Annotated in this window: 18 protein-coding genes, 2 tRNA genes and 2 rRNA genes (1 of these 22 cut by a window edge); 7 read left to right on the forward strand and 15 right to left on the reverse strand. The window is 61.0% G+C overall.

Features of this window, described 5'->3' with window-relative positions; genetic code table 11:
- From SynA1528_RS11365 to SynA1528_RS11400, 8 genes are all read right to left on the reverse strand, one after another.
- Nucleotides 1-1347 (reverse strand): 23S ribosomal RNA (locus SynA1528_RS11365); it reaches 1519 nt to the left of the window's first position.
- A gap of 465 nt (nt 1348-1812) precedes the next feature.
- A tRNA-Ala gene (locus tag SynA1528_RS11370) sits at nt 1813-1885 on the reverse strand.
- Between the two features lie 9 nt (nt 1886-1894).
- Nucleotides 1895-1968, reverse strand: a tRNA-Ile gene (locus tag SynA1528_RS11375).
- A 186-nt stretch (nt 1969-2154) separates the two neighbouring features.
- Nucleotides 2155-3638 (reverse strand): 16S ribosomal RNA (locus tag SynA1528_RS11380).
- Together the 16S and 23S rRNA genes with 2 tRNA genes alongside form the textbook arrangement of a ribosomal RNA operon.
- A gap of 605 nt (nt 3639-4243) precedes the next feature.
- Nucleotides 4244-5047 carry an inositol monophosphatase family protein gene (locus tag SynA1528_RS11385; protein WP_186586830.1) on the reverse strand — a complete coding sequence of 268 codons (804 nt, stop codon included), beginning with the start codon at nt 5045-5047 and terminating at the stop codon, nt 4244-4246.
- Nucleotides 5041-6750 (reverse strand): TolC family protein, encoded by a 1710-nt coding sequence (locus SynA1528_RS11390; protein ID WP_186586831.1) that lies wholly within the window; start codon nt 6748-6750, stop codon nt 5041-5043. Before SynA1528_RS11390 ends, SynA1528_RS11385 begins: the two co-directional genes overlap by 7 nt.
- Nucleotides 6751-6792: 42 nt before the next feature.
- Nucleotides 6793-8172, reverse strand: coding sequence for a TIGR03279 family radical SAM protein (locus tag SynA1528_RS11395; RefSeq protein ID WP_186586832.1), 1380 nt, complete (start codon nt 8170-8172; stop codon nt 6793-6795).
- A gap of 25 nt (nt 8173-8197) precedes the next feature.
- The gene (locus SynA1528_RS11400) at nt 8198-9061 is read right to left on the reverse strand and encodes an undecaprenyl-diphosphate phosphatase (protein WP_186586833.1); all 864 of its coding nucleotides are present in this window, start codon (nt 9059-9061) and stop codon (nt 8198-8200) included.
- Between the two features lie 90 nt (nt 9062-9151).
- Between SynA1528_RS11400 and SynA1528_RS11405 the strand changes: the two genes are divergently transcribed.
- The 3 genes from SynA1528_RS11405 (at nt 9152) to nadB (ending at nt 12085) form a co-directional block, all read left to right on the forward strand.
- Nucleotides 9152-9847, forward strand: coding sequence for a DUF3120 domain-containing protein (locus SynA1528_RS11405; protein ID WP_186586834.1), 696 nt, complete (start codon nt 9152-9154; stop codon nt 9845-9847).
- Between the two features lie 113 nt (nt 9848-9960).
- Entirely contained in the window at nt 9961-10368 is a 408-nt protein-coding gene (gene psbU, locus SynA1528_RS11410) for a photosystem II complex extrinsic protein PsbU (protein ID WP_186586835.1), read from the forward strand.
- A gap of 67 nt (nt 10369-10435) precedes the next feature.
- Nucleotides 10436-12085 carry an L-aspartate oxidase gene (gene nadB / locus SynA1528_RS11415; protein ID WP_186586836.1) on the forward strand — a complete coding sequence of 550 codons (1650 nt, stop codon included), beginning with the start codon at nt 10436-10438 and terminating at the stop codon, nt 12083-12085.
- An 18-nt stretch (nt 12086-12103) separates the two neighbouring features.
- Here the strand turns inward: nadB and SynA1528_RS11420 are convergent, their stop codons facing one another.
- Entirely contained in the window at nt 12104-13033 is a 930-nt protein-coding gene (locus SynA1528_RS11420) for a vitamin K epoxide reductase family protein (RefSeq protein WP_186586837.1), read from the reverse strand.
- Between the two features lie 85 nt (nt 13034-13118).
- Here SynA1528_RS11420 and rimO point away from each other — a divergent pair, with 85 nt between their 5' ends.
- Together rimO and SynA1528_RS11430 are read left to right on the forward strand one after the other, a co-directional pair.
- Nucleotides 13119-14495 (forward strand): 30S ribosomal protein S12 methylthiotransferase RimO, encoded by a 1377-nt coding sequence (rimO, locus tag SynA1528_RS11425; RefSeq protein WP_186586838.1) that lies wholly within the window; start codon nt 13119-13121, stop codon nt 14493-14495.
- Entirely contained in the window at nt 14492-15721 is a 1230-nt protein-coding gene (locus tag SynA1528_RS11430; RefSeq protein ID WP_186586839.1) for an MFS transporter, read from the forward strand. The genes rimO and SynA1528_RS11430 overlap by 4 nt, the downstream gene beginning before the upstream one ends.
- On the opposite strand, the gene petL is transcribed toward SynA1528_RS11430, so the two are convergent.
- Nucleotides 15708-15800 carry a cytochrome b6-f complex subunit PetL gene (gene petL / locus SynA1528_RS11435; protein WP_186586840.1) on the reverse strand — a complete coding sequence of 31 codons (93 nt, stop codon included), beginning with the start codon at nt 15798-15800 and terminating at the stop codon, nt 15708-15710. The two genes, SynA1528_RS11430 and petL, sit on opposite strands and share 14 nt — an antisense overlap.
- Before the next feature lie 145 nt (nt 15801-15945).
- On the opposite strand from petL, the gene SynA1528_RS11440 reads away from it, so the two are divergent.
- Nucleotides 15946-17520 (forward strand): B12-binding domain-containing radical SAM protein, encoded by a 1575-nt coding sequence (locus tag SynA1528_RS11440; RefSeq protein ID WP_186586841.1) that lies wholly within the window; start codon nt 15946-15948, stop codon nt 17518-17520.
- Between the two features lie 3 nt (nt 17521-17523).
- Here the strand turns inward: SynA1528_RS11440 and SynA1528_RS11445 are convergent, their stop codons facing one another.
- From SynA1528_RS11445 to SynA1528_RS11465, 5 genes are all read right to left on the reverse strand, one after another.
- Complete coding sequence (locus SynA1528_RS11445) at nt 17524-17931, reverse strand: DUF4346 domain-containing protein (protein WP_186586842.1); 408 nt, start codon at nt 17929-17931, stop codon at nt 17524-17526.
- A 9-nt stretch (nt 17932-17940) separates the two neighbouring features.
- Nucleotides 17941-19116 (reverse strand): GNAT family N-acetyltransferase, encoded by a 1176-nt coding sequence (locus SynA1528_RS11450; protein ID WP_186586843.1) that lies wholly within the window; start codon nt 19114-19116, stop codon nt 17941-17943.
- Between the two features lie 57 nt (nt 19117-19173).
- A complete protein-coding gene (locus SynA1528_RS11455) occupies nt 19174-19611 on the reverse strand; it encodes a hypothetical protein (protein ID WP_286187824.1) in 438 nt (145 codons plus the stop codon).
- Between the two features lie 92 nt (nt 19612-19703).
- Entirely contained in the window at nt 19704-20378 is a 675-nt protein-coding gene (locus tag SynA1528_RS11460) for a RibD family protein (protein WP_286187825.1), read from the reverse strand.
- Nucleotides 20365-21285: a 6-pyruvoyl trahydropterin synthase family protein gene (locus SynA1528_RS11465; protein WP_186586844.1), complete on the reverse strand. Its 921-nt coding sequence runs from the start codon at nt 21283-21285 to the stop codon at nt 20365-20367. Before SynA1528_RS11465 ends, SynA1528_RS11460 begins: the two co-directional genes overlap by 14 nt.
- Before the next feature lie 51 nt (nt 21286-21336).
- Here SynA1528_RS11465 and SynA1528_RS11470 point away from each other — a divergent pair, with 51 nt between their 5' ends.
- Complete coding sequence (locus SynA1528_RS11470) at nt 21337-21912, forward strand: shikimate kinase (RefSeq protein WP_186586845.1); 576 nt, start codon at nt 21337-21339, stop codon at nt 21910-21912.
- Nucleotide 21913: the final 1 nt, after the last annotated feature.

The raw sequence follows: 21913 nt of genomic DNA on the forward strand, positions 1-21913 counted from the left end.
CAGACTAACCCTCCGCGGACGAGCCTGCCGGAGGAACCCTTAGGGTTTCGGTGCATGGGATTCTCACCCATGTTTTCGCTACTCAAGCCGACATTCTCACTTCTATGCAGTCCACGCCCGCTCACGCTAACGCTTCGCCCCACATAGAACGCTCCCCTACCATAAATCCGCAGCTTCGGTACAACACTTAGCCCCGTTCATTTTCGGTGCAGGATCGCTCGACCAGTGAGCTATTACGCACTCCTTTGAGGATGGCTGCTTCTAGGCAAACCTCCTGGTTGTCTATGCAATCCCACCTCCTTTATCACTTAGTGTTGATTTGGGGACCTTAGCTGGCGGTCTGGGCTGTTTCCCTCTTGACCATGGAGCTTATCCCCCACAGTCTGACTGCCTCGCTACACACAGGGTATTCAGAGTTCATCTCGATTTGGTACCGCTCTCGCAGCCCGCACCGAAATGGTGGCTTTACCCCCCTGCTGGAGCACGAGACGCTACGCCTCAACGTATTTCGGGGAGAACCAGCTAGCTCCGGGTTCGATTGGCATTTCACCCCTAACCACAGCTCATCCGCTGACTTTTCAACGTCAGTCGGTTCGGACCTCCACTTGGTATCACCCAAGCTTCATCCTGGCCATGGTTAGATCACCCGGGTTCGGGTCTATAAACACTGACAAGCGCCCTATTCAGACTCGCTTTCGCTATGGCTCCACCATTTCCGGTTTAACCCGCCAGTGCCTATAAGTCGCCGGCTCATTCTTCAACAGGCACACGGTCACCCTATGAGTAGGGCTCCCATTGCTTGTAGGCTCACGGTTTCATGTTCTATTTCACTCCCCTCCCGGGGTTCTTTTCACCTTTCCCTCGCGGTACTGTTTCGCTATCGGTCACACAGTAGTACTTAGCCTTACGAGGTGGTCCTCGCGGATTCACACGGAATTTCACGTGCTCCGTGCTACTCGGGATACAGCTAGCTCAGTTCAGTTTTCGGTTACGGGGCTTTCACCCTCTGTGGCGTGTCATTCAAACACTTCTCCTAACATTCCTGATACACGTTGCTGTCCCACAACCCCGATACTCGGAAGTATCGGTTTAGGCTCTTCCCCGTTCGCTCGCCGCTACTCAGGGAGTCGTTTTTACTTTCCTTTCCTCCAGCTACTAAGATGTTTCAGTTCGCTGGGTTGGCTCGTGCCAGCCTATGGATTCAGCTGGCCGTATTAAGGGTTGCCCCATTCGGAAATTCCCGGATCAAAGCGTGCTTCCAGCTCCCCGAGACTTATCGCAGGTAACCACGTCCTTCATCGCCTCTGTGTGCCAAGGTATCCACCGTGAGCCCTTTGTAGCTTGACCAATTAATCTCCTGAACGCTTACCGCCGTTGAAAGCAGATTCTCAAGGTTTAATCATCAACTTTCGCTGATTCCTAAAACAAGATCAAACTCTGATTCGCTCGACACGAATCAAAGAACGTTCAAGAGTCTCGGCTCTTGCTCAAAAGAATTTTCATTGTTCTAGATCCAATCTCCCTTTCGGAAGATCAGATTCAAAACAATGCATCTGTAAGATGCTTTGTTTTTTCCAGACTCACCTATGCAGTTGTCAAGGTTCTGCCAGACTTCAAACCCAAACGACCAATTGCTTGATCATTTGAATTCGAGCCCAGCATCTTATCAACCAAATTTATTCGAGTAAAAACCTTTACCCTGATTTGGAATGACAGGAAGCTGGGGTCATCCAGCGGACACATCTAAATCACACATCACAATCGAGTGGCTCTCCATCTTTCAATGCAAAACCGGAGATTGAGTTCGGTCAGTGGAGGTTAGGAGACTCGAACTCCTGACATCCTGCTTGCAAAGCAGGCGCTCTACCAACTGAGCTAAACCCCCAACACCGAATGGGCCATCCTGGACTTGAACCAGGGACCTCACCCTTATCAGGGGTGCGCTCTAACCACCTGAGCTAATGGCCCAGGAAAACTCAACCCTTGTGGGGTGTGACCTAGACAAAGTTTAGGAACTGATCATCTCCACAACACGCATCAACATCTCTGTTGACTCTGTTGCTTCAACGCTGAGGTACCGATCGACCTAAGGTGACAGGATTTCAGCCTAAGAATAAAACTACTCAGGCATCAAAATCGTTGTTTGTCTCCCTGTTAGGAGGTGATCCATCCGCACCTTCCGGTACGGATACCTTGTTACGACTTCACCCCAGTCATCAGCCCCACCTTCGACATCCTCCTCCCGAGGGTTGGAGTAACGGCTTCGGGCGTGGCCAACTTCCATGGTGTGACGGGCGGTGTGTACAAGGCCCGGGAACGTATTCACCGCAGTATGCTGACCTGCGATTACTAGCGATTCCTACTTCACGTAGGCGAGTTGCAGCCTACGATCTGAACTGAGCCACGGTTTATGGGATTTGCTTGTCCTCGCGAACTTGCTGCCCTTTGTCCGTAGCATTGTAGTACGTGTGTAGCCCAGGATGTAAGGGGCATGATGACTTGACGTCATCCACACCTTCCTCCGGTTTATCACCGGCGGTCTCTCTAGAGTGCCCAACTAAATGCTGGCAACTAAAGACGTGGGTTGCGCTCGTTGCGGGACTTAACCCAACATCTCACGACACGAGCTGACGACAGCCATGCACCACCTGTCACTGCGTTCCCGAAGGCACTCTCTCGTTTCCAAGAGATTCGCAGGATGTCAAACCCTGGTAAGGTTCTTCGCGTTGCATCGAATTAAACCACATACTCCACCGCTTGTGCGGGCCCCCGTCAATTCCTTTGAGTTTCACACTTGCGTGCGTACTCCCCAGGCGGAACACTTAACGCGTTGGCTACGACACCGAGGGGGTCGATTCCCCCGACACCTAGTGTTCATCGTTTACGGCCAGGACTACAGGGGTATCTAATCCCTTTCGCTCCCCTGGCTTTCGTCCATGAGCGTCAGTGATGGCCCAGCAGAGCGCCTTCGCCACTGGTGTTCTTCCCGATATCTACGCATTTCACCGCTACACCGGGAATTCCCTCTGCCCCTACCACACTCAAGCCCAACAGTTTCCACTGCCATGATGGAGTTAAGCTCCACTTTTTAACAGCAGACTTGAAGGGCCGCCTGCGGACGCTTTACGCCCAATAATTCCGGATAACGCTTGCCACTCCCGTATTACCGCGGCTGCTGGCACGGAATTAGCCGTGGCTTATTCATCAAGTACCGTCAGATCTTCTTCCTTGATAAAAGAGGTTTACAGCCCAGAGGCCTTCATCCCTCACGCGGCGTTGCTCCGTCAGGCTTTCGCCCATTGCGGAAAATTCCCCACTGCTGCCTCCCGTAGGAGTCTGGGCCGTGTCTCAGTCCCAGTGTGGCTGATCATCCTCTCAGACCAGCTACTGATCGATGCCTTGGTAGGCCTTTACCCCACCAACTAGCTAATCAGACGCGAGCTCATCCTCAGGCGAAATTCATTTCACCTCGCGGCATATGGGGTATTAGCGGTCGTTTCCAACCGTTATCCCCCTCCTGAGGGCAGATTCTCACGCGTTACTCACCCGTCCGCCACTAACCCGAAGGTTCGTTCGACTTGCATGTGTTAAGCACGCCGCCAGCGTTCATCCTGAGCCAGGATCAAACTCTCCGTTGTAGATCAAGTCCTCTCGACAATTCTCATCATCTCAACTTGATTTGCGTCACCCATTACTCAGCATTATTAACTGGCAACAGTTGAGGCCTCCTTCCCGCTGACACAGAAAGGGTTCTTAAGAGTGCATTTCTAGATTTCTCTATAATGACTTTCCAGGATCTCAGATCCGGTTGTTGCTCCACATTGCGCACACCGGCAACAGAAAGACTCGTGAAAATCTTCCCGTTACAAGCACAATGCTTCGACGCAACGAAAATTTTTGACGGGACCTCACACCTTCATCGCTTCTTCATTCAGTTCCTCGCCTCACTTCTCAGCTCGGCTCAGAACCAAACGCGATGAAAGCGTCAGTTCCTAAACTTTTAAATTGTCCAGGTGCGACCTGTTCCCTAGCCCCTTCCTTTCAGAAGAGTGGTAACCGATCAACGCGGCCTCTCGCGACCGCTTGAAGAACCTACAACACCGTGGGATCGCTCCCTCTTGGTCCTGTAAGTGACCCAAGACACTTCAAGGCTCTCGCCCCTCAGGCTCAGATCTTGCGCCCTCACCTCTCGACTCCTGCGCAAGACAAAACCATAACACCAAACCCACTCGTCTCGCAAGCATTAGGGATGGAGCAGGGCTTCTCCCCAAGGCAGAAAGCGCGCCAGGTCTGACCAGGAGCCCGCCGCCAGCATTGGAAAACTGGTCTGGGACAGATCCTGTCCAGGCAACAACTCAGCTGGATCGGCCACCAGCCAACGTATCGGACAACCCAGTTCGTCCAGAACCAGCCATGCAGCAGCCAGATCCCAGATCTTGGGGGTGGCCTCAAGTGCGGCGACGGTCTGTCCCATCGCCACACTCACCAGATTGAGACTGGCCACACCGAACAAACGGATCTTGCCGGGAAAGGGCTGATTCGGTTTCCGCTGCAATACACGGATGGAACGGCTGCATAGCGACACGCAGGCACTGTTGGCGTTCTGGCGGCTCGACGCCGTCAAAGCCTGCTGGTTGCGCGAGACACCACGGCCGCGCAACGCCACGATGCGCTGACCCAGAGCAGGGACATCGAGAAACACCTCACTGGGACGGCCATCCACAAAACGCGCAACGGAAATGGCCCAGACGGGAATGCCCGTCGCGAAGTTGGTGGTGCCATCCAAAGGATCCACCACCCAGTAAGCGCGTGTCTGAGGTACGTGCTGAGAGCCCTCTTCACTCAGAACCCCCTCACCGGGAGCAATGGCCGCCAGACCTTGAACCAGTTCAGCGTCACTCCAGCGATCAGAGGCTGTGATCAAGGTGCCATCTGGTTTGACGTCAGAAACGATGTTGCCGAAATCGGAGCGTTGACGCTCTGCAATGCGATCCAGCAACTGATGAAGTGCGCTCAGTTGATCTGAACTGAGCGTCGACGTCACCACAGGGGCTGTACAGGTTGGGAGATGGCTTCAGTCTGACCTGCAACGGAACTAACCGGACAGGCTGTTTTCAGTGGTGTGGGTTCAATCGGAATCACCATGCCCTCAGCCTCGGGCTTTTGCGCAGGCAGGTTGTTGGCAGGGCAAGAGATCAGTGCATCAAGGCCTGTACGACGTCGCAACTGGGCCAGGCTGGTGTTGTACTCACGGATGGCCTGGGCATAGCGGAGCTCAGCGTTGGTGAGGTCCCGCTGGTTGTCCACTACTTCTCTCTGGGTGCTCACACCGGCCTGAACCCTTAACTGCGACAACCGCAGTGACTCGCGAGACGACAGCACTTCACTGGACGTGGTTTCGATGTTCTGGATGGCCGAACGCAGGCTGATGAAGCTCTGCTCCACCTCAAGGCGGATGCCATCTCGGGTGAAAGCAAAGTTGTTTGCGCTTTCTTCAGCGGCTTGCTTGAAACGGCGGTATTCAGCTCTGGCGCGTCCACCATCGAACAGACGCCACCTTGCCGTCAGAGCAGTGGTGTTCTGAGCACCCCAGCGATAGTCATCCATGTCGATGTCACTGAGAGAATTGAGACCCGACTGACCCTCATTGCGAAAGCTCGTGGTGGTGTTCACGAAGCTGAGGACCGGTTGAACAGCGGCCAGAGACGCATTGGCTTGGCTGTTGCCGATGGAGATGTCAAGGATCAGCTGATCAAGCTCTTCGCGGTAGTTGTAGGCCGCAATGATGCTCTCCTGAAGCGATGGTTCCCATAATCCGAGGGGAGCTGCGGGGGTAGCTGCGGTGGGGGTGATGTTCTGCGGAAGATCCAGCTCACGGGCCAAGCTGCGCCGAGCAAGATCCTGAGATGCAAGGCGATCTGTCAGCAGGTTGCGGTCCCGAGCCAGCTGAGTCTCGGCTTCCAGCACCTCCAGCTTGGTATTCACTCCAGCGTTGAAACGGGCTCTGGCATCACGAAGGCTCACCAGGGACGCCCTGACGGATGCCTGGCCGATCCGAACCCCTTCATCGGCCTCTTGCAGCTGGAAGTACGACGTCGCTGCCTGCAGACGGAGGTCCCGAAGGGCAATCAGATAGGAGTCGCGAGCACGCTCAAAGGTGTCGCGAGCGGCTGCAATCTGAGGAACACGGGCTGGGTCAATGATGTCCCAACTCACGCTCAAATTGACATCCGCGCGCAACTCACGGCCGTAGGTCTCCGGATCGCCTTCAATCCGTTCCCCCGTGAAGGGGCTGGTCACGCCGGGGACGAAATCTGGATTTCGGTAGGTGTACGACTTGAAGTAGCTCGGCAAACCGTTGGCTGAAAGATCAACGGTGGGGTACCAGGCCGAGATGGCAGCCCGCAGTGACGATTTGGCCTGATCCACCTGGCTGGCAGCAGCCTTCAGTCTTGGACTGTTGACCTCTGCCAGTTGCAGAGCCTCCTCCAACGTGAGCGGACGGAGCTCTTGAACACGAACCTGCTCAGGGGAATCGGGGAGGGCAAGGTTGGAGGGGGCAGCAAGATCCTCCAACTCTTCCGGCAGTTCCGTCGCTGCAGCGGGAATCACCGTTGGGTCCGCCTGAGGACGCTCCCCCTTCAACTCAAGAGCACTGGGAAGAGTCGGCTCTTCCTGACTCAAAGCCGGAGCCGTAGCTGCCGCCAGAACACCAGCAGCCAGAACAACAGTCGCGGTGAACCGACCCACAGCAAAACGCTTTCTGGGCGGAGCTTAGGGACTTTTTCCTAGTCAACCGAGCACGGAGGCCACGATGTCAGCCGCCCCATGAACGATGTGAATCGGTACCGGCAGCTGACCGCGCAGCTCATCCAGGGTCATGTCGTCAAGGAACACCGGTTGGCCCTGCCGCAGCATCACCGACGGCAACAGCAGCTCATCCCCGAGATCCATACCCGCCAGCCCCATCAGCAGGTCCTCTCCGGTGAGCAGACCGGTCACCACCTGGTCCTGCCCCCAATAGGGACTGGGCAAACCGAGTAGCTGCAGCTCAACCCCTTCCACGCGATTGAGGCGTTCGGTGACCGGACGCAAAGCCGAATCCACGATCTTCCCAACCACCCAGCTGCAACGGCGCGGTTCGGGGACCCGTTGGGGAAGATCCTGGGTGGCCTGATCCAAAGACTCCAGAAAGGCCCGAATGGTGCCGACGCCGTTTTCCTGCTGGGGAAGATCTTCGTACTCCGGCCGTGGCGGCAGGGGTTGACCCGCCATCAGATACCACTCATCCGAGAGCCAGGCAAAGCGACTGCCGAGACGCGACTGGAACTGTTTCTGCCAGGCCTCCACCTGGTCGATCACCCTGCGGGCGCAGGCGGGATCCACCGGGCGGAGACCATCATCATGGGGGCGAAACCGGGTCAACCCCACGGGCACAACAGCCGCTGAGAGCACAGCGGGCCAATCGCCACCCGCAAAACTTGCAAGGTCCTGCAGGCTGCGATCCAGGGCGGCGCCGTCGTTGATGCCGGGGCAGACCACCACCTGGGCATGGATCTGCAGATCACGTTCGGCGAACCAGGCCAGTTGCTGCATCAGCAGCCCGGCCCGGGGGTTCACCAGCAGGCGTTCCCGCAATGCCGGCTCCGTGGCATGCACGGAGACATACAAAGGTGAGAGTCGCTGCTCATCGATGCGCTGCCAGTCGGCGTCGGTGAGGTTGGTGAGCGTGAGATAGGAGCCGTAGAGAAAGCTGAGCCGGAAATCGTCGTCCTTTAGGTAAAGGCTGTCCCTGTGACCGGGGGGCTGTTGGTCGATGAAGCAGAACGGACAGTGGTTGTTGCACTGCCGCAGTCCATCAAACAGCGCTTCTGTGAAGGCCAGGCCCAGGCCGTCATCGGCGTCTTTCTCCAGATCCACCTGGTGGAGCTCCCCCGCGGCGTCCCGCACCTCCAGGTGCAGGTCTTCCTCAACGCAGAGGTAGCGGTAATCAATCAGGTCCCGCGGCCGGATGCCGTTGATGCTGAGCAGCTGATCGCCGGGCTCGAACCCCAGGTCTTCGCCAATGGAGCCTGGCTCCACGCTGTCGACCACAGCCGGCAGGGGCTGGCGGGCCACCGCATCGGGATTGAGGGCCGAGACCGCGACCCCGGCCGAGGGCTCATTCCACAAGGGTCGAACAGAGGAAAGGGTGCCTTCAGTGTGCGCCGTGGATGGACCACCAGGCCAGCAGGCCCACACCGAACAGGAGTCGATAGGCCACAAACAACCACGTGCTGTGGCGCTGCAGAAACTTCAGCAGCCAATCAATGGCCAACCAGGACACCACCGTCGCCGCCAGGATGCCGACCACCAGTGGTAGCGGTCCGGCATCGGCCGTCGCAGCCAGAGCATCCTTCAGTTCCACGATGCCGGCGATGGTGATCGCCGGAATGCCGAGCAGAAATGAAAACCGAGCGGCATCGGCCCGCTGCCAACCGTCCAGCAAGGAAGCGGTCAGGGTGCTGCCGGAGCGGGACACCCCCGGAATCAGCGCCAGCACCTGGGCCAGACCCACCACCAGGCCATCGCGTCCTGACACGCCCAGCAATTGCTTCAGCCTGGGCCCGATCCGTTCAGCGACCGCCAGCAGCAGCGCCATCACAATCGACACCACGGCGATCGAGGGGATGATGCGCAACGGGGATGTCTCGTATCCTTCATCCCAGAACAACTTGATCGCCAGCCCGACGGCAAGGATCGGCACCGTTCCCACCGCCATGGCGATGCCGAGGCGTGCCTCCGGCTCCCGCCACTGACCATGGCGAAAGGCCTTGGAGATCCCCCCCAACACCTGAGCAAGATCGCTGCGGAAATAGGCGATCACGGCAACGATGCTGCCCAGTTGGATGGCGGCTGTCACGGACACGCCAGGGTCGCCCCAGCCCAGCAGCACCGGAACCACCTTCAGGTGTGCTGTGCTGCTGATGGGAAGGAATTCCGTCAGGCCCTGCACGATGCCGAGCACCAGATCTCGCCAGCAGGCCTGCCACAGGCTCAGGGGGAGAGAGGGGTCAGCCACGGAGACGGTCCAGCGGTGTGGACGTTATGCCAGGCACGGGGCCTGGAGATGTCTTCTAAGGTTTCGAGACTTTCTTATTGACGGGCGGATTTGATCGGAGGCACCTGGCAACTCACCGCCCCCGAACGGTCCTGGACCCTTGCGGTACCCCGACTGGCGGCAGCCATGGTGGTGCTGCCGGTCTTTCTGCAGGCCCCCTGGGTCAGGCTGCACCCCTTTTCGGCCACATTGTTCACTGCCGTACTGCTGGCAGTCGGCATCGTTCTGGAACAGTCCGGAGAGCGACAGAAGGCTGAGATTGGTCAATTGCTGGTGGGTTTCAGCGGCAGCTGGCTGGCGGGATGCCTCTTCTGGGGATGGCTGCGGGCCCATCCTCTGCTCCATCTGCCTGTGGAGGCATTCGCACTCCCCCTGGCGCTGACTGGCCTCAGCACTCGCTGGCGTTTGGCATCTGCCTTCTATCTGGCGTCGTTGCTGGGGACAGCGGTCACCGATCTGATAATGGCGATGACTGGCGTGATGCAGGCCTGGCCGGCGGTGGTGATGGCACCGATCGATCTGGCCCCAGGCCTGCTCCACCAAGCCGGCCTTGAGCTGCTGCACCCCCTACCGCTGCTGCTGCTGGCCGCCGCCGCCATCTTGATCCTGAGCCTGGGGCGCCGATGCCATCAACAGGGGTCCACGTGGTCGATGGCTGGGGCCGTGCTGATCACGACGGTGTGGGTCGACGGGCTGTTTCTGGCCACAGCGCTGCTGCAGCCTGGCCTCAGCGGTCTGATCGAGTGAAACGAACTGCAAAAGCTGGAGCCGGTGCCCGAACGGAACGGCCATCACACTTGTAATGTTCCGTGGCCGGCTCCTGCCGGATGACCCAATCCGATCCCCGACGGAGAGCTGAGATGAAGCGGCTGCTGAGCTGGCTGACCGGTGCGTTATTGATGGCAGGCCTGATGGCCGGTCTGATCCTTCCCGCCAGCGTTCACGCTGATGAGGATTTGGTCGGCAAGTATTCCGGCAATGAAATCCGCAACATTGCGGACGACAAGATCGCGGCACGGGAGGGCAAGGTTGACCTCAACAACTCCTCCGTCCGTCGTTTCCAGCAGTTCCCCGGCATGTACCCCACGATGGCCGGAAAGATCGTGCTGGGTGGTCCTTACAACGACGTTGACGAGGTGCTGAACCTGGATCTGAGCGAGCGTCAGATCGAGCTGTTCAACAAGTACAAGGAGAACTTCACGGTGACTCCCCCTGAAATTGCTCTGAACGAGGGCGACGACCGCATCAACGACGGCCAATACCGCTGATCGCGCCACAATCAAACCATCACCCTGAAGCCGTCGGACTGTCCGGCGGCTTTTTTTGACTGCCTGGATGGACCACTCCCGACCGCCTGATGCCATCGATCCCGGCCCCTGGGACGTGGTGGTGGTGGGTGCCGGAGCGGCGGGGTTGATGACCTGCCTGGAGTTACCCGAGGGGTTGTCGGTGTTGCTGCTGAACCGCAACACCGGACGGCGCTCCTCCAGCCGCTGGGCGCAGGGGGGCATCGCCGCCGTGACCCGCCCCGAAGATTCCTCCCGAAGCCATGCCGACGACACCCTGAGCGCCGGGGCTGGGCTCTGTGACGGCGATGCCGTGCGCTTTCTGGTGTACGCCGCACCCCGTTGCGTGGAGCGCCTGCAGCAGCTGGGCATGGCCTTTGACCGAGACGGCCATGGCCTGGCCACAACCCTGGAAGCCGCCCACAGCCATCGACGGGTACTGCATGTGCAGGACCGCACCGGACGCGCCCTAGTGGATGTGTTGCGCGAGCGGGTGGAACAACGGCCCGGTCTGCTGCACCGCCGTGGGGTGCGGGTCACCGGGCTGGAGGTGCAGAACGGTCGCTGCTGCGGGGTGCAGGTGCTGGATGGCCACCAGCTCCATCGGATCCAGGCCAGGGCCGTGGTGCTGGCCAGCGGCGGCGGTGGGCACTTGTTTGCCAATACAACCAATCCAGCCCAGGCCTGCGGGGAGGGGATCGCCCTGGCCTGGGACGCAGGGGCCTCCGTGGAAGATCTGGAATTCGTGCAGTTCCACCCCACGGCCCTGCGGCTCGACGATGCACCTTGCTTCCTGATCTCAGAGGCGGTCCGCGGCGAAGGCGGCGTGCTGGTGGATGGCCGCGGGGGAAGCCCTGTGGATCAGCTGCCGCAACGGGACCTGGCTCCGCGGGATCAGGTGAGCCGGGCTCTGGTGCAGCGGATGCGGCAGCAGGGGGTGGCCCAGATGTGGCTGGATTTTGCCGCCATTCCCCATGCCAAGGCGGAAGCGCGTTTCCCCACGATCCTGGATCGCTGCAGCGAGTTCGGGCTCAACCCCCTGGAGCGACCGATCCCTGTGGCCCCTGCGGCGCACTACTGGATGGGCGGTGTGGCCACGGATCTGCAGGCCGCCACCGATCTTCCCGGCCTTTACGCCGTCGGCGAAGTGGCCTGCACCGGGGTGCATGGCGCCAACCGGCTGGCCAGCAATTCCCTGATGGAATGCCTGGTGTTCGCTCACCGCATGGCGGAGATCGACCTGGGACCGGCCCTGAAGCCGATCAGTCCTGCCCCGCCGCAGGCCTATGGGCAAGCCCTGGAGGGAGGGATCACCAGCGCGGAGCTGATGCAACAGATCGAACAGCTGCGGCTGTTCTGCTGGCAGCGGGCTGGAGTGGACCGCTCCGGGCGCGGGCTCAGCGCCGGCCTGGACCAGCTGCGCTGCGACCTGGAGCACCTGGACCAACAACCGTTGCTGGACTGCCTGCAGCAGGACAATCTGCTGCTGGATGACAGCAGTCGCCGCGATCTGAATCTGCTGCTGGATCTGCGCCACCGACTGCTGACCAGCCGGTTGATGCTGGAGGCCTGTCTGTTCCGGCGGGAGAGCCGGGGCGGCCATTTCCGCACCGACGCCCCTGCAACATTGCCCCAGTGGCAATGCCATTCACGGCTGAACAGGGCCCAGGGGCTCCACACCCGGGCCGTGCGCCCCTGAGCAGGCCTTGGTCAGGGGTCAGAAGTCGCGATCGCCCTGATAACCACTGAGATCAGCCAGCACCTCGAGGGGTTTCACACCGGAATCGATCTCACCGTTGATCTCCCAGCTGGGGAAGCCCTCCAGACCTTTGCTGCGGCAGAGATCCGCCTGGTTGTTGCGCCCGTCGGGCGCGCACTCCACCACCTTGAGCTGCTCAGAGGCTTCCTTGCCGAACAGCTCCTTCTGCTCATGGCAATGGGGGCACCAGTAGGCCGAATACATCACCGCACCGGAGGCGGTGAGATGGTCCGCCAGGGCCACAGTGGCTGGAGTACTGGCGGTGGTGACCGCCGGAGCGACGCCAGGCCCCGTGGCCGTGGCTTCCGGTCGCGCTGGATCGACAACAGAGGCCCAGATCAGACCGCCCATCAGCACCGCCAGGGCCAGAAGGATGCCGCGGAAGATCAGCTGACCGGGGTCGTCCCAACCACCCCCCACCACCGAGAGGATGAACAGGGACAGCGACAAAACGGCCGATAAAACGCAGAAGAAGCAGAAGGCCTGAATCTTGATCACCATCAGGCCCAGCAGCACGCCACTGAACACCGCCATCCCCAGGGAGACAGCGAACATGCCCCACCAGGTGCGGCGGGACAGATCGCTCTTGTTTTCCTGCAGACCGGGCAGCAGCGGCAACAAGGCCATCACCAGAACGGCGAGGTAGGCCAGCAGCCCGACAAAGGACAGCGGAATGTCGGCCGCCACCGTGCCCCAGGGGCTGTTGAGCACCTTGTCGCAACCGTCGGCACCCATCGGGCAGCTGAGGTTGCCGAGCAGTCCCCAGCGCTTGAGGGTGATCGAGCCGGTGTCGATCACACCGACGGTGGCGAGCACCGCCATCGCGATGCGGGCCCACTTGGCCCCGGCATCCTGGCGGCGGCGACTGACCAGACGGGTGGTGGCCATCCATTCCCTATCGAATGGCTGAATTCTGTCAGTTCTGACGAAAACAGACCTCTCCGTAGGGTGTTGAAACGCAGGCGGCGCCTTGATGACAAGCACCCCCACGAAACCGACGATCGCGTTCGCCCACTTGGGCTGCGAAAAGAACCGGGTGGACACCGAACACATGGTGGGTTTGCTGGCGCAGGCTGGCTACGGCGTCAGCACTAATGAGGACGATGCCGCTGTGGTGGTGGTGAACACCTGCAGCTTCATTCAGGACGCCCGCGAGGAATCGGTGCGCACCCTGGTGGGCCTGGCGGAACAGGGCAAGGAGCTGATCATTGCCGGCTGTCTGGCCCAGCACTTCCAGGAGGAACTGCTGGAGTCGATTCCCGAGGCAAAAGCGATCGTCGGCACCGGCGACTACCAACACATCGTGGAGGTGCTGCAGCGGGTGGAAGCGGGCGAGCGGGTGAACCGCGTCAGCGCTGTTCCCACCTTTGTGGGGGATGAGCACCTGCCGCGCCAACGCACCACCGACCACGCGGTGGCGTTCCTGAAGGTGGCCGAAGGCTGCGACTACCGCTGCGCCTTCTGCATCATTCCGAAGCTGCGGGGCGACCAGCGCAGCCGGCCGATCGAATCGATCGTGGCGGAAGCCCACCAACTGGCGGAGCAGGGGGTGCAAGAACTGATCCTGATCAGTCAGATCACCACCAACTACGGCCTCGATCTCTACGGCAAACCGAAGCTGGCGGAGCTGCTGCGGGCCCTGGGGGAGGTGGAGATCCCCTGGATCCGGGTGCACTACGCCTATCCGACGGGGCTGACCCCTGATGTGCTGGCGGCCTACCGGGACGTGCCGAACGTGGTGCCCTATCTGGATCTACCGCTGCAGCACAGCCACCCGGAGGTGCTGCGGGCGATGAACCGCCCCTGGCAAGCAGATGTGAACGACCGCCTGCTGCACCAGATCCGCGAACAGCTCCCCGATGCGGTGCTGCGCACCACCTTGATCGTGGGCTTCCCTGGTGAAACCGAGGAGCATTTCGAACACCTGAAGCGCTTCCTGGAGACCCAGCGCTTTGATCACGTGGGCATCTTCACCTTCTCGCCGGAGGACGGCACCGCGGCAGCGGATCTGCCGAATCGGGTGGATCCCGAGGTGGCCCAGGCGCGCAAGGACGCCCTGATGGCGCTACAGCAACCGATTTCAGAGGAACGAAACCAGCGCTGGGTGGGCCGCACCGTGGATGTGCTGATCGAGCAGCACAACCCCCAGACCGGGCAGATGATCGGTCGTTGCGCCCGCTTTGCACCGGAGGTGGACGGCGAAGTGCAGGTACAACCCGGCGAGGACGGCCAACAGGCGGCCTCCGGCACGATGGTGCCGGTTGAGATCACCGGGGCCGACATCTACGACCTCAGCGGCCGGATCGTCGGCGCCCGCGCCATGGTGGCGGCAATCAGAGCCAATGCTTGAGCGCTTCCCCCCTCCGCCTGGACCAGCAACGCCGTCTGTTCCTGGTGGTGTCCGGCATCAGCACCGCAGGCTCCTTCGCCGGGATCACAGCCAAGGGCTGGATCCTGCTGCACGGCAGCGCCGATCCCTTCGTGCTGGCCTTGAACTTCGCAGCGCTGTCGCTGCCCAGCCTGGTGTTCAGCGGCCCCGCCGGCGTGCGCACCGATCGGATCGATTGTGAGCAGGTGCTGGTGCAGGCCCAGTGGGGGCTGCTGGCGGCCGCTGCCCTGGGGGCTCTGGCCATCCCGCTGCTGGAGGGCACCGCCCAGGTGTTGCTGCTGCTGGGCAGCACGCTGCTGGTGGGCATTGCCGGAGCCTTCGAGCTCACCGCCCGCAACAAGTACTGCTCGCTGCTGGTGGAAGACCCTCAAGACCTGGCGGGCTACCTGGCGAGCTTCTCGGTGGTGTTCAACGTGGGGAAACTGGTGGGGCCTCCCATCGGCGGACTGCTGGTGGCGCTGGCCGGTCCGGCCTGGGCCCTGGGGATCGATGCCGCCAGCTATCTGCTGCCGATCGCCAGCGTGGTGTTCCTGCTGCAACCGCGCCGCGAGGCGGAACAGCGCAGCCACAAGGGGCAATCCGCCACGCTGCTGGATGCCTGGAACCAGTGCGGCAGCACCCTGCGGGGGGTGCTTCAGCTCACCGCTGTGCTCTGTGTGGTGAATTTCTTCCATCCGGGTCTGGCACCGTTGATTGCTGATCAGGTGCTGGGGCCGGACCCCCGTGATCTGGGGCTGTTCACCAGTGTGCTGGCCGCCGGCAGCATCGCCGGCGGTGTGGTGCTGCAACGCAACAGCAGCCGTTTCAGCCGTCGCCCTTTCCTGACGCTTGGAGGGTTCGGGCTGCTCACCGCCGTGGCTCAACTGGGGATGGCGCGCAGCCCGAGCGTGGCGTTCAGCCTGTTGATGACCTTTCTGATCGGGGCTGGCACAGCAGGTTTGCTGAGCAGCTGCAACCTGATCTCCCAGGTGGGATCACCTCAGGTGATGCGTGGACGGATGGCTGGCCTCAGCCAAATCGCCTTCCTGGGGGGCGGCGGAGTGAGCGGGCTCCTGGCGGCTGTGCTGGTGATCGCCACCAGCTTGTCCACCACCTTTGCCTTAACCGGAGGCATCGGGGCCGTGCTGGCGCTGCTGTGGATGCGCCGCCGGGGCGGCACGGTGCTGGAACCGCTCAGATCAGCTTAATACCCTTGAGCAGTTTAGTGAGCGCAAAAGCCAACACCAGACCGGATCCAACCAGGCCGAGATAGATGCCGACGCCCATGTGCGAGTAAGGAGGTGACCACCATTAGATCAGACATGGATCGGCTTTCGGGCTATAGCGCTTAGGGTTTGTGAACGACTGACACTTGCGTACGGGTGACCGTCAACCGGGCCGACCGGACGCTCCACCCTCCACGCCCGAGCTGATGCGCACCCTCTTCATTTATCCCAAGTTCCCGAAAACCTTCTGGAGCTACGAAAAGATCCTGGAGCTGGTGAACCGCAAAGTGCTGCTTCCTCCTCTGGGGATGTGCACGGTGGCTGCCCTGCTGCCCCAGGACTGGGAGATGAAGCTGGTGGATCGCAACGTGCGTGAAGTCACCGAGGCGGAATGGGACTGGGCCGAGATGGTGATCATCTCCGGGATGATCGTGCAGAAGGACGACATGGCCGTGCAGATCGGCCGTGCCAAGGAGCGGGGACTGCCGGTGGCCGTTGGCGGCCCCTACGCCAGCTCCACACCGGACGCGCCGGAACTGGACCAAGCGGATTTCAAGATCCTTGATGAGGGAGAAATCACCCTGCCGATGTTCCTGGAGGCCCTGGAACGGGGCGAGACCACAGGCCGCTTCACCTCCGAGGGCGACAAGCCGGATGTGACGGCCACACCAATTCCCCGTTTTGACCTGCTGGAACTCGACGCCTACGACTCGATGAGCGTGCAGTTCTCCAGGGGCTGCCCGTTCAACTGCGAGTTCTGCGACATCATCGTTCTCTACGGCCGCAAACCCCGCACCAAAACCCCCGAGCAGCTGGTGGCGGAGCTGCAATACCTCTACGACCTGGGCTGGCGGCGCTCGATCTTCCTGGTGGACGACAACTTCATCGGCAACAAGCGCAACGCCAAGCTGCTTCTGCCCCAGATCCGCACCTGGCAGGAAGAGCGGGGTTACCCCTTCAGCTTTGCCACCGAAGCCTCGGTGGACCTGGCCGACGACGAGGACATGATGCGGATGATGCACGACGCCCGCTTTGAAAGCGTCTTCCTCGGCATCGAGACACCGGATGAATCGAGCCTGGAAACCGCCCGCAAGGTGCAGAACACCCGCAACCCCCTGGATGCTGCGGTGGACCGGATCACCGCCAACGGCATCCGCGTGATGGCCGGCTTCATCATCGGCTTCGATGGTGAGAAGGATGGCGCGGGCCACCGCATCGTTGATTTCGTCACCCGCACCGGGATTCCCGCCGCGATGATGGGCATGCTGCAGGCCCTGCCCAAAACAGCGCTATGGGCCCGGTTGGAGAAGGAGGGCCGCCTGATTCAGGGGGAGGATGCCGCCAAGGGCGTGAACCAGACCAACCTGCTGAACTTCAAGCCGACCCGGCCGATCCGCGACATCGCCAACGAATACGTGGACGCGTTCTGTGCCTTGTATGAGCCCAACGCCTACATGGACCGGGTGTACAGCTACTACCTGAAGATGGGCGCACCCCGCTGGAAGGCGGCCGCCAAACTGCCGAGCTGGACCGACATCCGGGCCTTGAGCATCGTGATCTGGCGCCAGGGCATCCAGCGCAGCACCCGCGGCCGCTTCTGGAAGTACATGCTGGGCATGGCCCGCCAGAACCCGGCCCTGCTGGAGCAGTTCCTGGTGGTGCTGGCCCACAACGAGCACTTCCTCGAGTACCGCTCGATCGTGCAGCAGGAAATCCGCGAACAGCTGGAATCCCTGCCGCCGGAAGAACCCACAGTGCAGAAAGAGCTTCAACCTGTTTGAAGCTCAGTCCTGCACGTAGTTCGATCCGTCCCGCAGGCACTGCTCGGCTTTCTGCAACTCCCGCCCCAGGTACAGGGCATGGTCCAACCGGCTCACTGGGTAGGGCCCATCGCCTTCGGTGAGCTGAATGCCCACTTGTTTGGCACAGGAGCCGCGGTAGATCGCTGATGGGCGACGGGGACCATTGCCGCCCTTGCAGCTCAGAACTTCTCCCGTCTCTGAATCCCGCGCCAGACCCTTCTCATCAATGGTGTTGCCGTAATGCTCCAGCACCAGTTCACCGGCATCGGCATCCAGCTTGATCAGGAAATAGCCGCTGGGATCCAGGGCGATGAAGCGCTGGGAGAGGCGATCATCCAAATAATCAATGGCCGCAGCCAGCGATGCGGGGGATTCAGGAGTCTTGACCATCTCTTCAACTTACAAACTCAGCGATGGTGCGTCCGCTTTGAACGGCAGCTCGGCATTGATCGCTTCAATCTCCTCAAGCATCAAGCCATTCACCTTGGGCAGCCAAGCCCGGATCAGACCATCCATCTGCGGTTGATACCAGCGGTGCAGGCTGGCGTGGGGGCGGGCCACAAACCCGCGCCGGCGCTTGTGGCTGCCACCAGCCCCAGGGTCAAAACTGTCGATCCCCTGGCTGATCGCCCATTCGATCGGGGCGTAGTAGCAGACCTCGAAGTGGAGGCAGTCGATCTCCTCTTCACTGCCCCAGTAACGGCCCCAGAGGTGATGGTCATCGCGCACGCACATCGACATCGCCACGGGCTCGCGGGGGTCACCGCGATGGGCAGAGAACAGCACCACCTGTTCCCGGTGCAGATCAGCCAGGGCCTCAAAGAAGCCTTCCTCGAGATACTTGCTGCCCCAGGGGCCCCAGCGGGCGCAGTGCTGCTCGTAGAAGCCATGCATGGTCTGGAGCAACTCCAGATCCAGCTGCTCCCCGGTGAGTGGCGTCACCGTGAGGCCCGCCTTGGCCACCGCCTTGCGTTCCCGCTTGATGTTGCGGCGTTGGTTGGCGTTGAAACCGTTGAGGTAGTCGTCAAAGGTCTGATCGTCGCCGCGGCTCCACAGGCTCTGCTGGTTCAGCCAGGCGGCACAACCAGCCGCCTCCGCCAGGGGCCGCCACTGGGGGTCCACATAGAGGAAATTGCAGCTGAGGATGCTGTTCTGCTCGCAGAACAGATCAATGATCCGCAGCATTTCGGTGGTGAGGACCGCGTCGTCTTCACCGGCGCGGATGTGGAAGCGATAGCCCAGCACCGGGCTCACCGGACTCATTCCCAGCAGCTTGGGGTAGTAACGCAGGCCCAGATCACCGGCCAGGCGCGCAAAGGTCTGGTCAAACACGAACTCGCCGTAGCTGTGCCCCTTCAGGTACAGCGGGGCCACAGCGATCGGGGTGTCATCCCGCCAGATGCCCAGATGCAACGGCTGCCAGCCCTGCTCTGGAACAATGCTGCCGGAACGCTCCAGGGCCTCCAACCAGCCCCAGCGATAGAAGGGGATGGCGTCGTCGCCCACCAAAGCCCGCCAGTGCTGCTCTGGAATTTCAGAAATCGAGCGGTGCCAGCGGGCCGTGAGGGATGTCATTCAGGCGGTGCCGCAGGCCAACACCGCCCGACCTTAACGAGAGGCTGAGTCGGCCGATCAGGCCAGAGGATCCACGGCAACGCTGATCAGCTTCGAGCCGAAATCGATGTCGAGGTCATCAGCATCGAAGTTCTTAATCACCGCCTTGACGTCATCCGCCTTCACGATCCAGACGTCATCACCGCGCTGCTCCAGAACGGTGTTGGCACAGCCGCAGAACTCGATGCTGTCTCCAGCTTCGAAGTCCATGATTTTGACGTGACCCTTACCGCCGTTCTCAGTCACAAAGAGATCATCGCCAGCACCACCCCAGGCTTTGTCCTTGCCCTCTCCTGTGGTGATGATGTCATCACCTTTTCCACCCTTCACTTTGTCCTTGCCGCCGTAGGTGGTGATCACGTCATCACCGCCTTTGCCAAGGACGATGTCTCTATCTTCAGACCCCATCAGAGAATCGCCGCGCTTCGTTCCGCGGATCCTGTTCTTCTTGGCCATGGAGGAGAAACGATGTCTCGCAAATAATTTAGGAGAAAACACCCAGCGCACATCCCCCAAATGGGGGATATAGGGCTGTTCTCAGATCATTCTCAGCCGCGCTGACGTTGATAGCAGAGCATCAACTCGTTCCCCCCAAGAGGCTGGGCCTGCTGCAGCTGCCAGGCACCCTCAAAAGCAAGACCTTCTGGGAGAGCCTCACCCCCCAGTGGTAGCCAACAGTGATCACCCCCGAGCAGTTGGGGCACCAGTGTGAGTTGCAGTTCATCCACAGCATCGGTCTGGAGCAGATCAGCAATGAGCTGAGCACCACCCAGAAGAACCAGACGCTCCACACCCAAAGCTGCCAAACGCCCCAAGCGCTCATCCCAATTGTCTCCAAGCGGTAGCCAGCGGTCAAATCCCTGCTCGGCAGCCGCAGGCGCCAACAACCACCGCGGTAGCGGTTGCTGAAAAAACCGCCACGTCTGCGGGAAGTCATGGCCGTGGCTGACCACCACCGCAGCAGGTTGTTCCCCGCGCCCCTCAGCCACGCGCTGGGCGATCAGGGTTGCGTCGCGAATCAGACAGGTGCACTGGTGGGCCCGCAGGGTGCCGGCACCGATAAGACAGGCATCCCCCCAGGCCAGGGTCTGCTCCAGAACACGCCGATCACCCTCACCACCCAGCTGGGCGGCCCCACCAGTAGCAGGAGCAAGCCGGCCATCGAGGCTGACGGCCAGCACCAGACGAACCAGCGGGCGAGCCGGAGGATCAGACGGCCGCAACCGATTCCAATGCTGCAGGCATCCTCTCTAGCTGAGGGGTCTCGGCGTAAACCTCAGCGGCGTTGTTGGGGCTTTCCTGCAAGCGAATCTTGTGCAGATGGGCTCCAATCGCTTTCACCGGCGTGCTGAGCCGGTCGGCAATGTGCAGAGCGATATTCTCCGCGGTGGGCACACACTCCTCAAAGAACGGCACGTCCTTGTTGAGAAAGGTGTGGTCGAAGGGCTCCACCACCAGATCATCCACGAGACGCTGGAGGGCGGAGAGGTCGCAGACCATGCCGGTGCGGGGATCGATCTCACCGCGCACGGTCACATCCACCAGATAGTTGTGACCATGGCCGTGGGGGCGGGCGCACTTGCCGTAGATCGCCTCGTTCTCCTCCTGACTCAGCTCAGGCCGTGCCAGACGATGAGCGGCGGCGAAATGGGTGCGGATGGTGAGAAAGGCGTCCATGGGATGTCCGAGATAGTCGGCCCAAAGGCCCGGTTGTTCGTAGAGGCGCAGTGCCGTGATCGGCAGATGCGGGCTGAGGCGTTGCCAAATCACCCGCAGCAGGGCTTCGGTGGTGGGAAGGCAGCCCTCAGGGTTGGAAACGTCAAATTCCGGCCAGGCCTCGTTGAGGAAGCGGAAGTCCAGTTGTCCCGTGACTTCCTGGCGGATGGCGTGCTTCACCTCGGAAAGGTTGAGCACCATGCCGTCGGCATCCAGACCGCCGGCCATGGAGACGATCAGCTCGTAGTTGTGGCCATGGCCAGGGGCAATGGCACAGGGCCCGAAGCGAGCCGCGTTGTCATCCGCCGACAGCTCCGGCAGCCAGTAACGGTGGCTGGAACTGAAGCAGGCCCGCCGCGTGATCACGCAACCGCGGCCTTGGCCGTGGCGTGGGAGTGACTTCATTTCAGTCATGTGACGTTACGGCCCCGAGGCATCCTAATGAGCTAACGGCGATCTCGAGCGATGTCGGACGCAACTCCCTCCCTCAAACAGCGCCTGGGCGGCCGCAGCCTGTATCTAGTGGGAATGATGGGCAGCGGCAAGACCAGCACCGGCCGCCCCCTGGCTGAACGTCTGGGTTACGGCTTTGTCGATGCCGATGCGGTGATCAAACAGGCCGCCGGCTGCAGCATCCCGGAGATCTTTGAGCGGGACGGTGAAGCGGGCTTCCGCAAGCTGGAAAGCCAGGTGCTCAGCGCCATCAGCCAGCGCCACTCCCTGGTGGTGGCCACCGGCGGTGGCGTGGTGACGCAGTTGGAGAACTGGGGGCTTTTGCACAGCGGCATCGTGATCTGGCTCGATGTGGTTCCCGATCAGTTGCTGCAGCGGCTGAAGGCCGACAGCACAGTGCGGCCGCTGCTCCAAACCGACGATCCCGAGGCAGCTCTAAACGCGCTGTTGAACGAGCGCCGTCCCCTCTATGCGGAAGCCGATCTCACAGTGGTGATCAACGAGGAAACCCCCGAAACCGTCGCTGACGGGATCCTGCAACTGCTGCCAGGCCTGCTGAAGGATCCGACCCAGCGCCGAACGGATTGAC

Source organism: Synechococcus sp. A15-28, from assembly GCF_014280175.1.
Classification (GTDB): domain Bacteria; phylum Cyanobacteriota; class Cyanobacteriia; order PCC-6307; family Cyanobiaceae; genus Parasynechococcus.

Coding starts and splice junctions, on each gene's coding strand:
- SynA1528_RS11450 (WP_186586843.1), bottom strand. CDS start 19,116: ATGACATCCCTCACGGCCCGCTGGCACCGCTCGATTTCTGAAATTCCA.
- psbU (WP_186586835.1), top strand. CDS start 9,961: ATGAAGCGGCTGCTGAGCTGGCTGACCGGTGCGTTATTGATGGCAGGC.
- SynA1528_RS11465 (WP_186586844.1), bottom strand. CDS start 21,285: ATGACTGAAATGAAGTCACTCCCACGCCACGGCCAAGGCCGCGGTTGC.
- SynA1528_RS11420 (WP_186586837.1), bottom strand. CDS start 13,033: ATGGCCACCACCCGTCTGGTCAGTCGCCGCCGCCAGGATGCCGGGGCC.
- petL (WP_186586840.1), bottom strand. CDS start 15,800: ATGGGCGTCGGCATCTATCTCGGCCTGGTTGGATCCGGTCTGGTGTTG.
- rimO (WP_186586838.1), top strand. CDS start 13,119: ATGACAAGCACCCCCACGAAACCGACGATCGCGTTCGCCCACTTGGGC.
- SynA1528_RS11445 (WP_186586842.1), bottom strand. CDS start 17,931: ATGGTCAAGACTCCTGAATCCCCCGCATCGCTGGCTGCGGCCATTGAT.
- nadB (WP_186586836.1), top strand. CDS start 10,436: ATGGACCACTCCCGACCGCCTGATGCCATCGATCCCGGCCCCTGGGAC.
- SynA1528_RS11470 (WP_186586845.1), top strand. CDS start 21,337: ATGTCGGACGCAACTCCCTCCCTCAAACAGCGCCTGGGCGGCCGCAGC.
- SynA1528_RS11440 (WP_186586841.1), top strand. CDS start 15,946: ATGCGCACCCTCTTCATTTATCCCAAGTTCCCGAAAACCTTCTGGAGC.
- SynA1528_RS11455 (WP_286187824.1), bottom strand. CDS start 19,611: ATGGCCAAGAAGAACAGGATCCGCGGAACGAAGCGCGGCGATTCTCTG.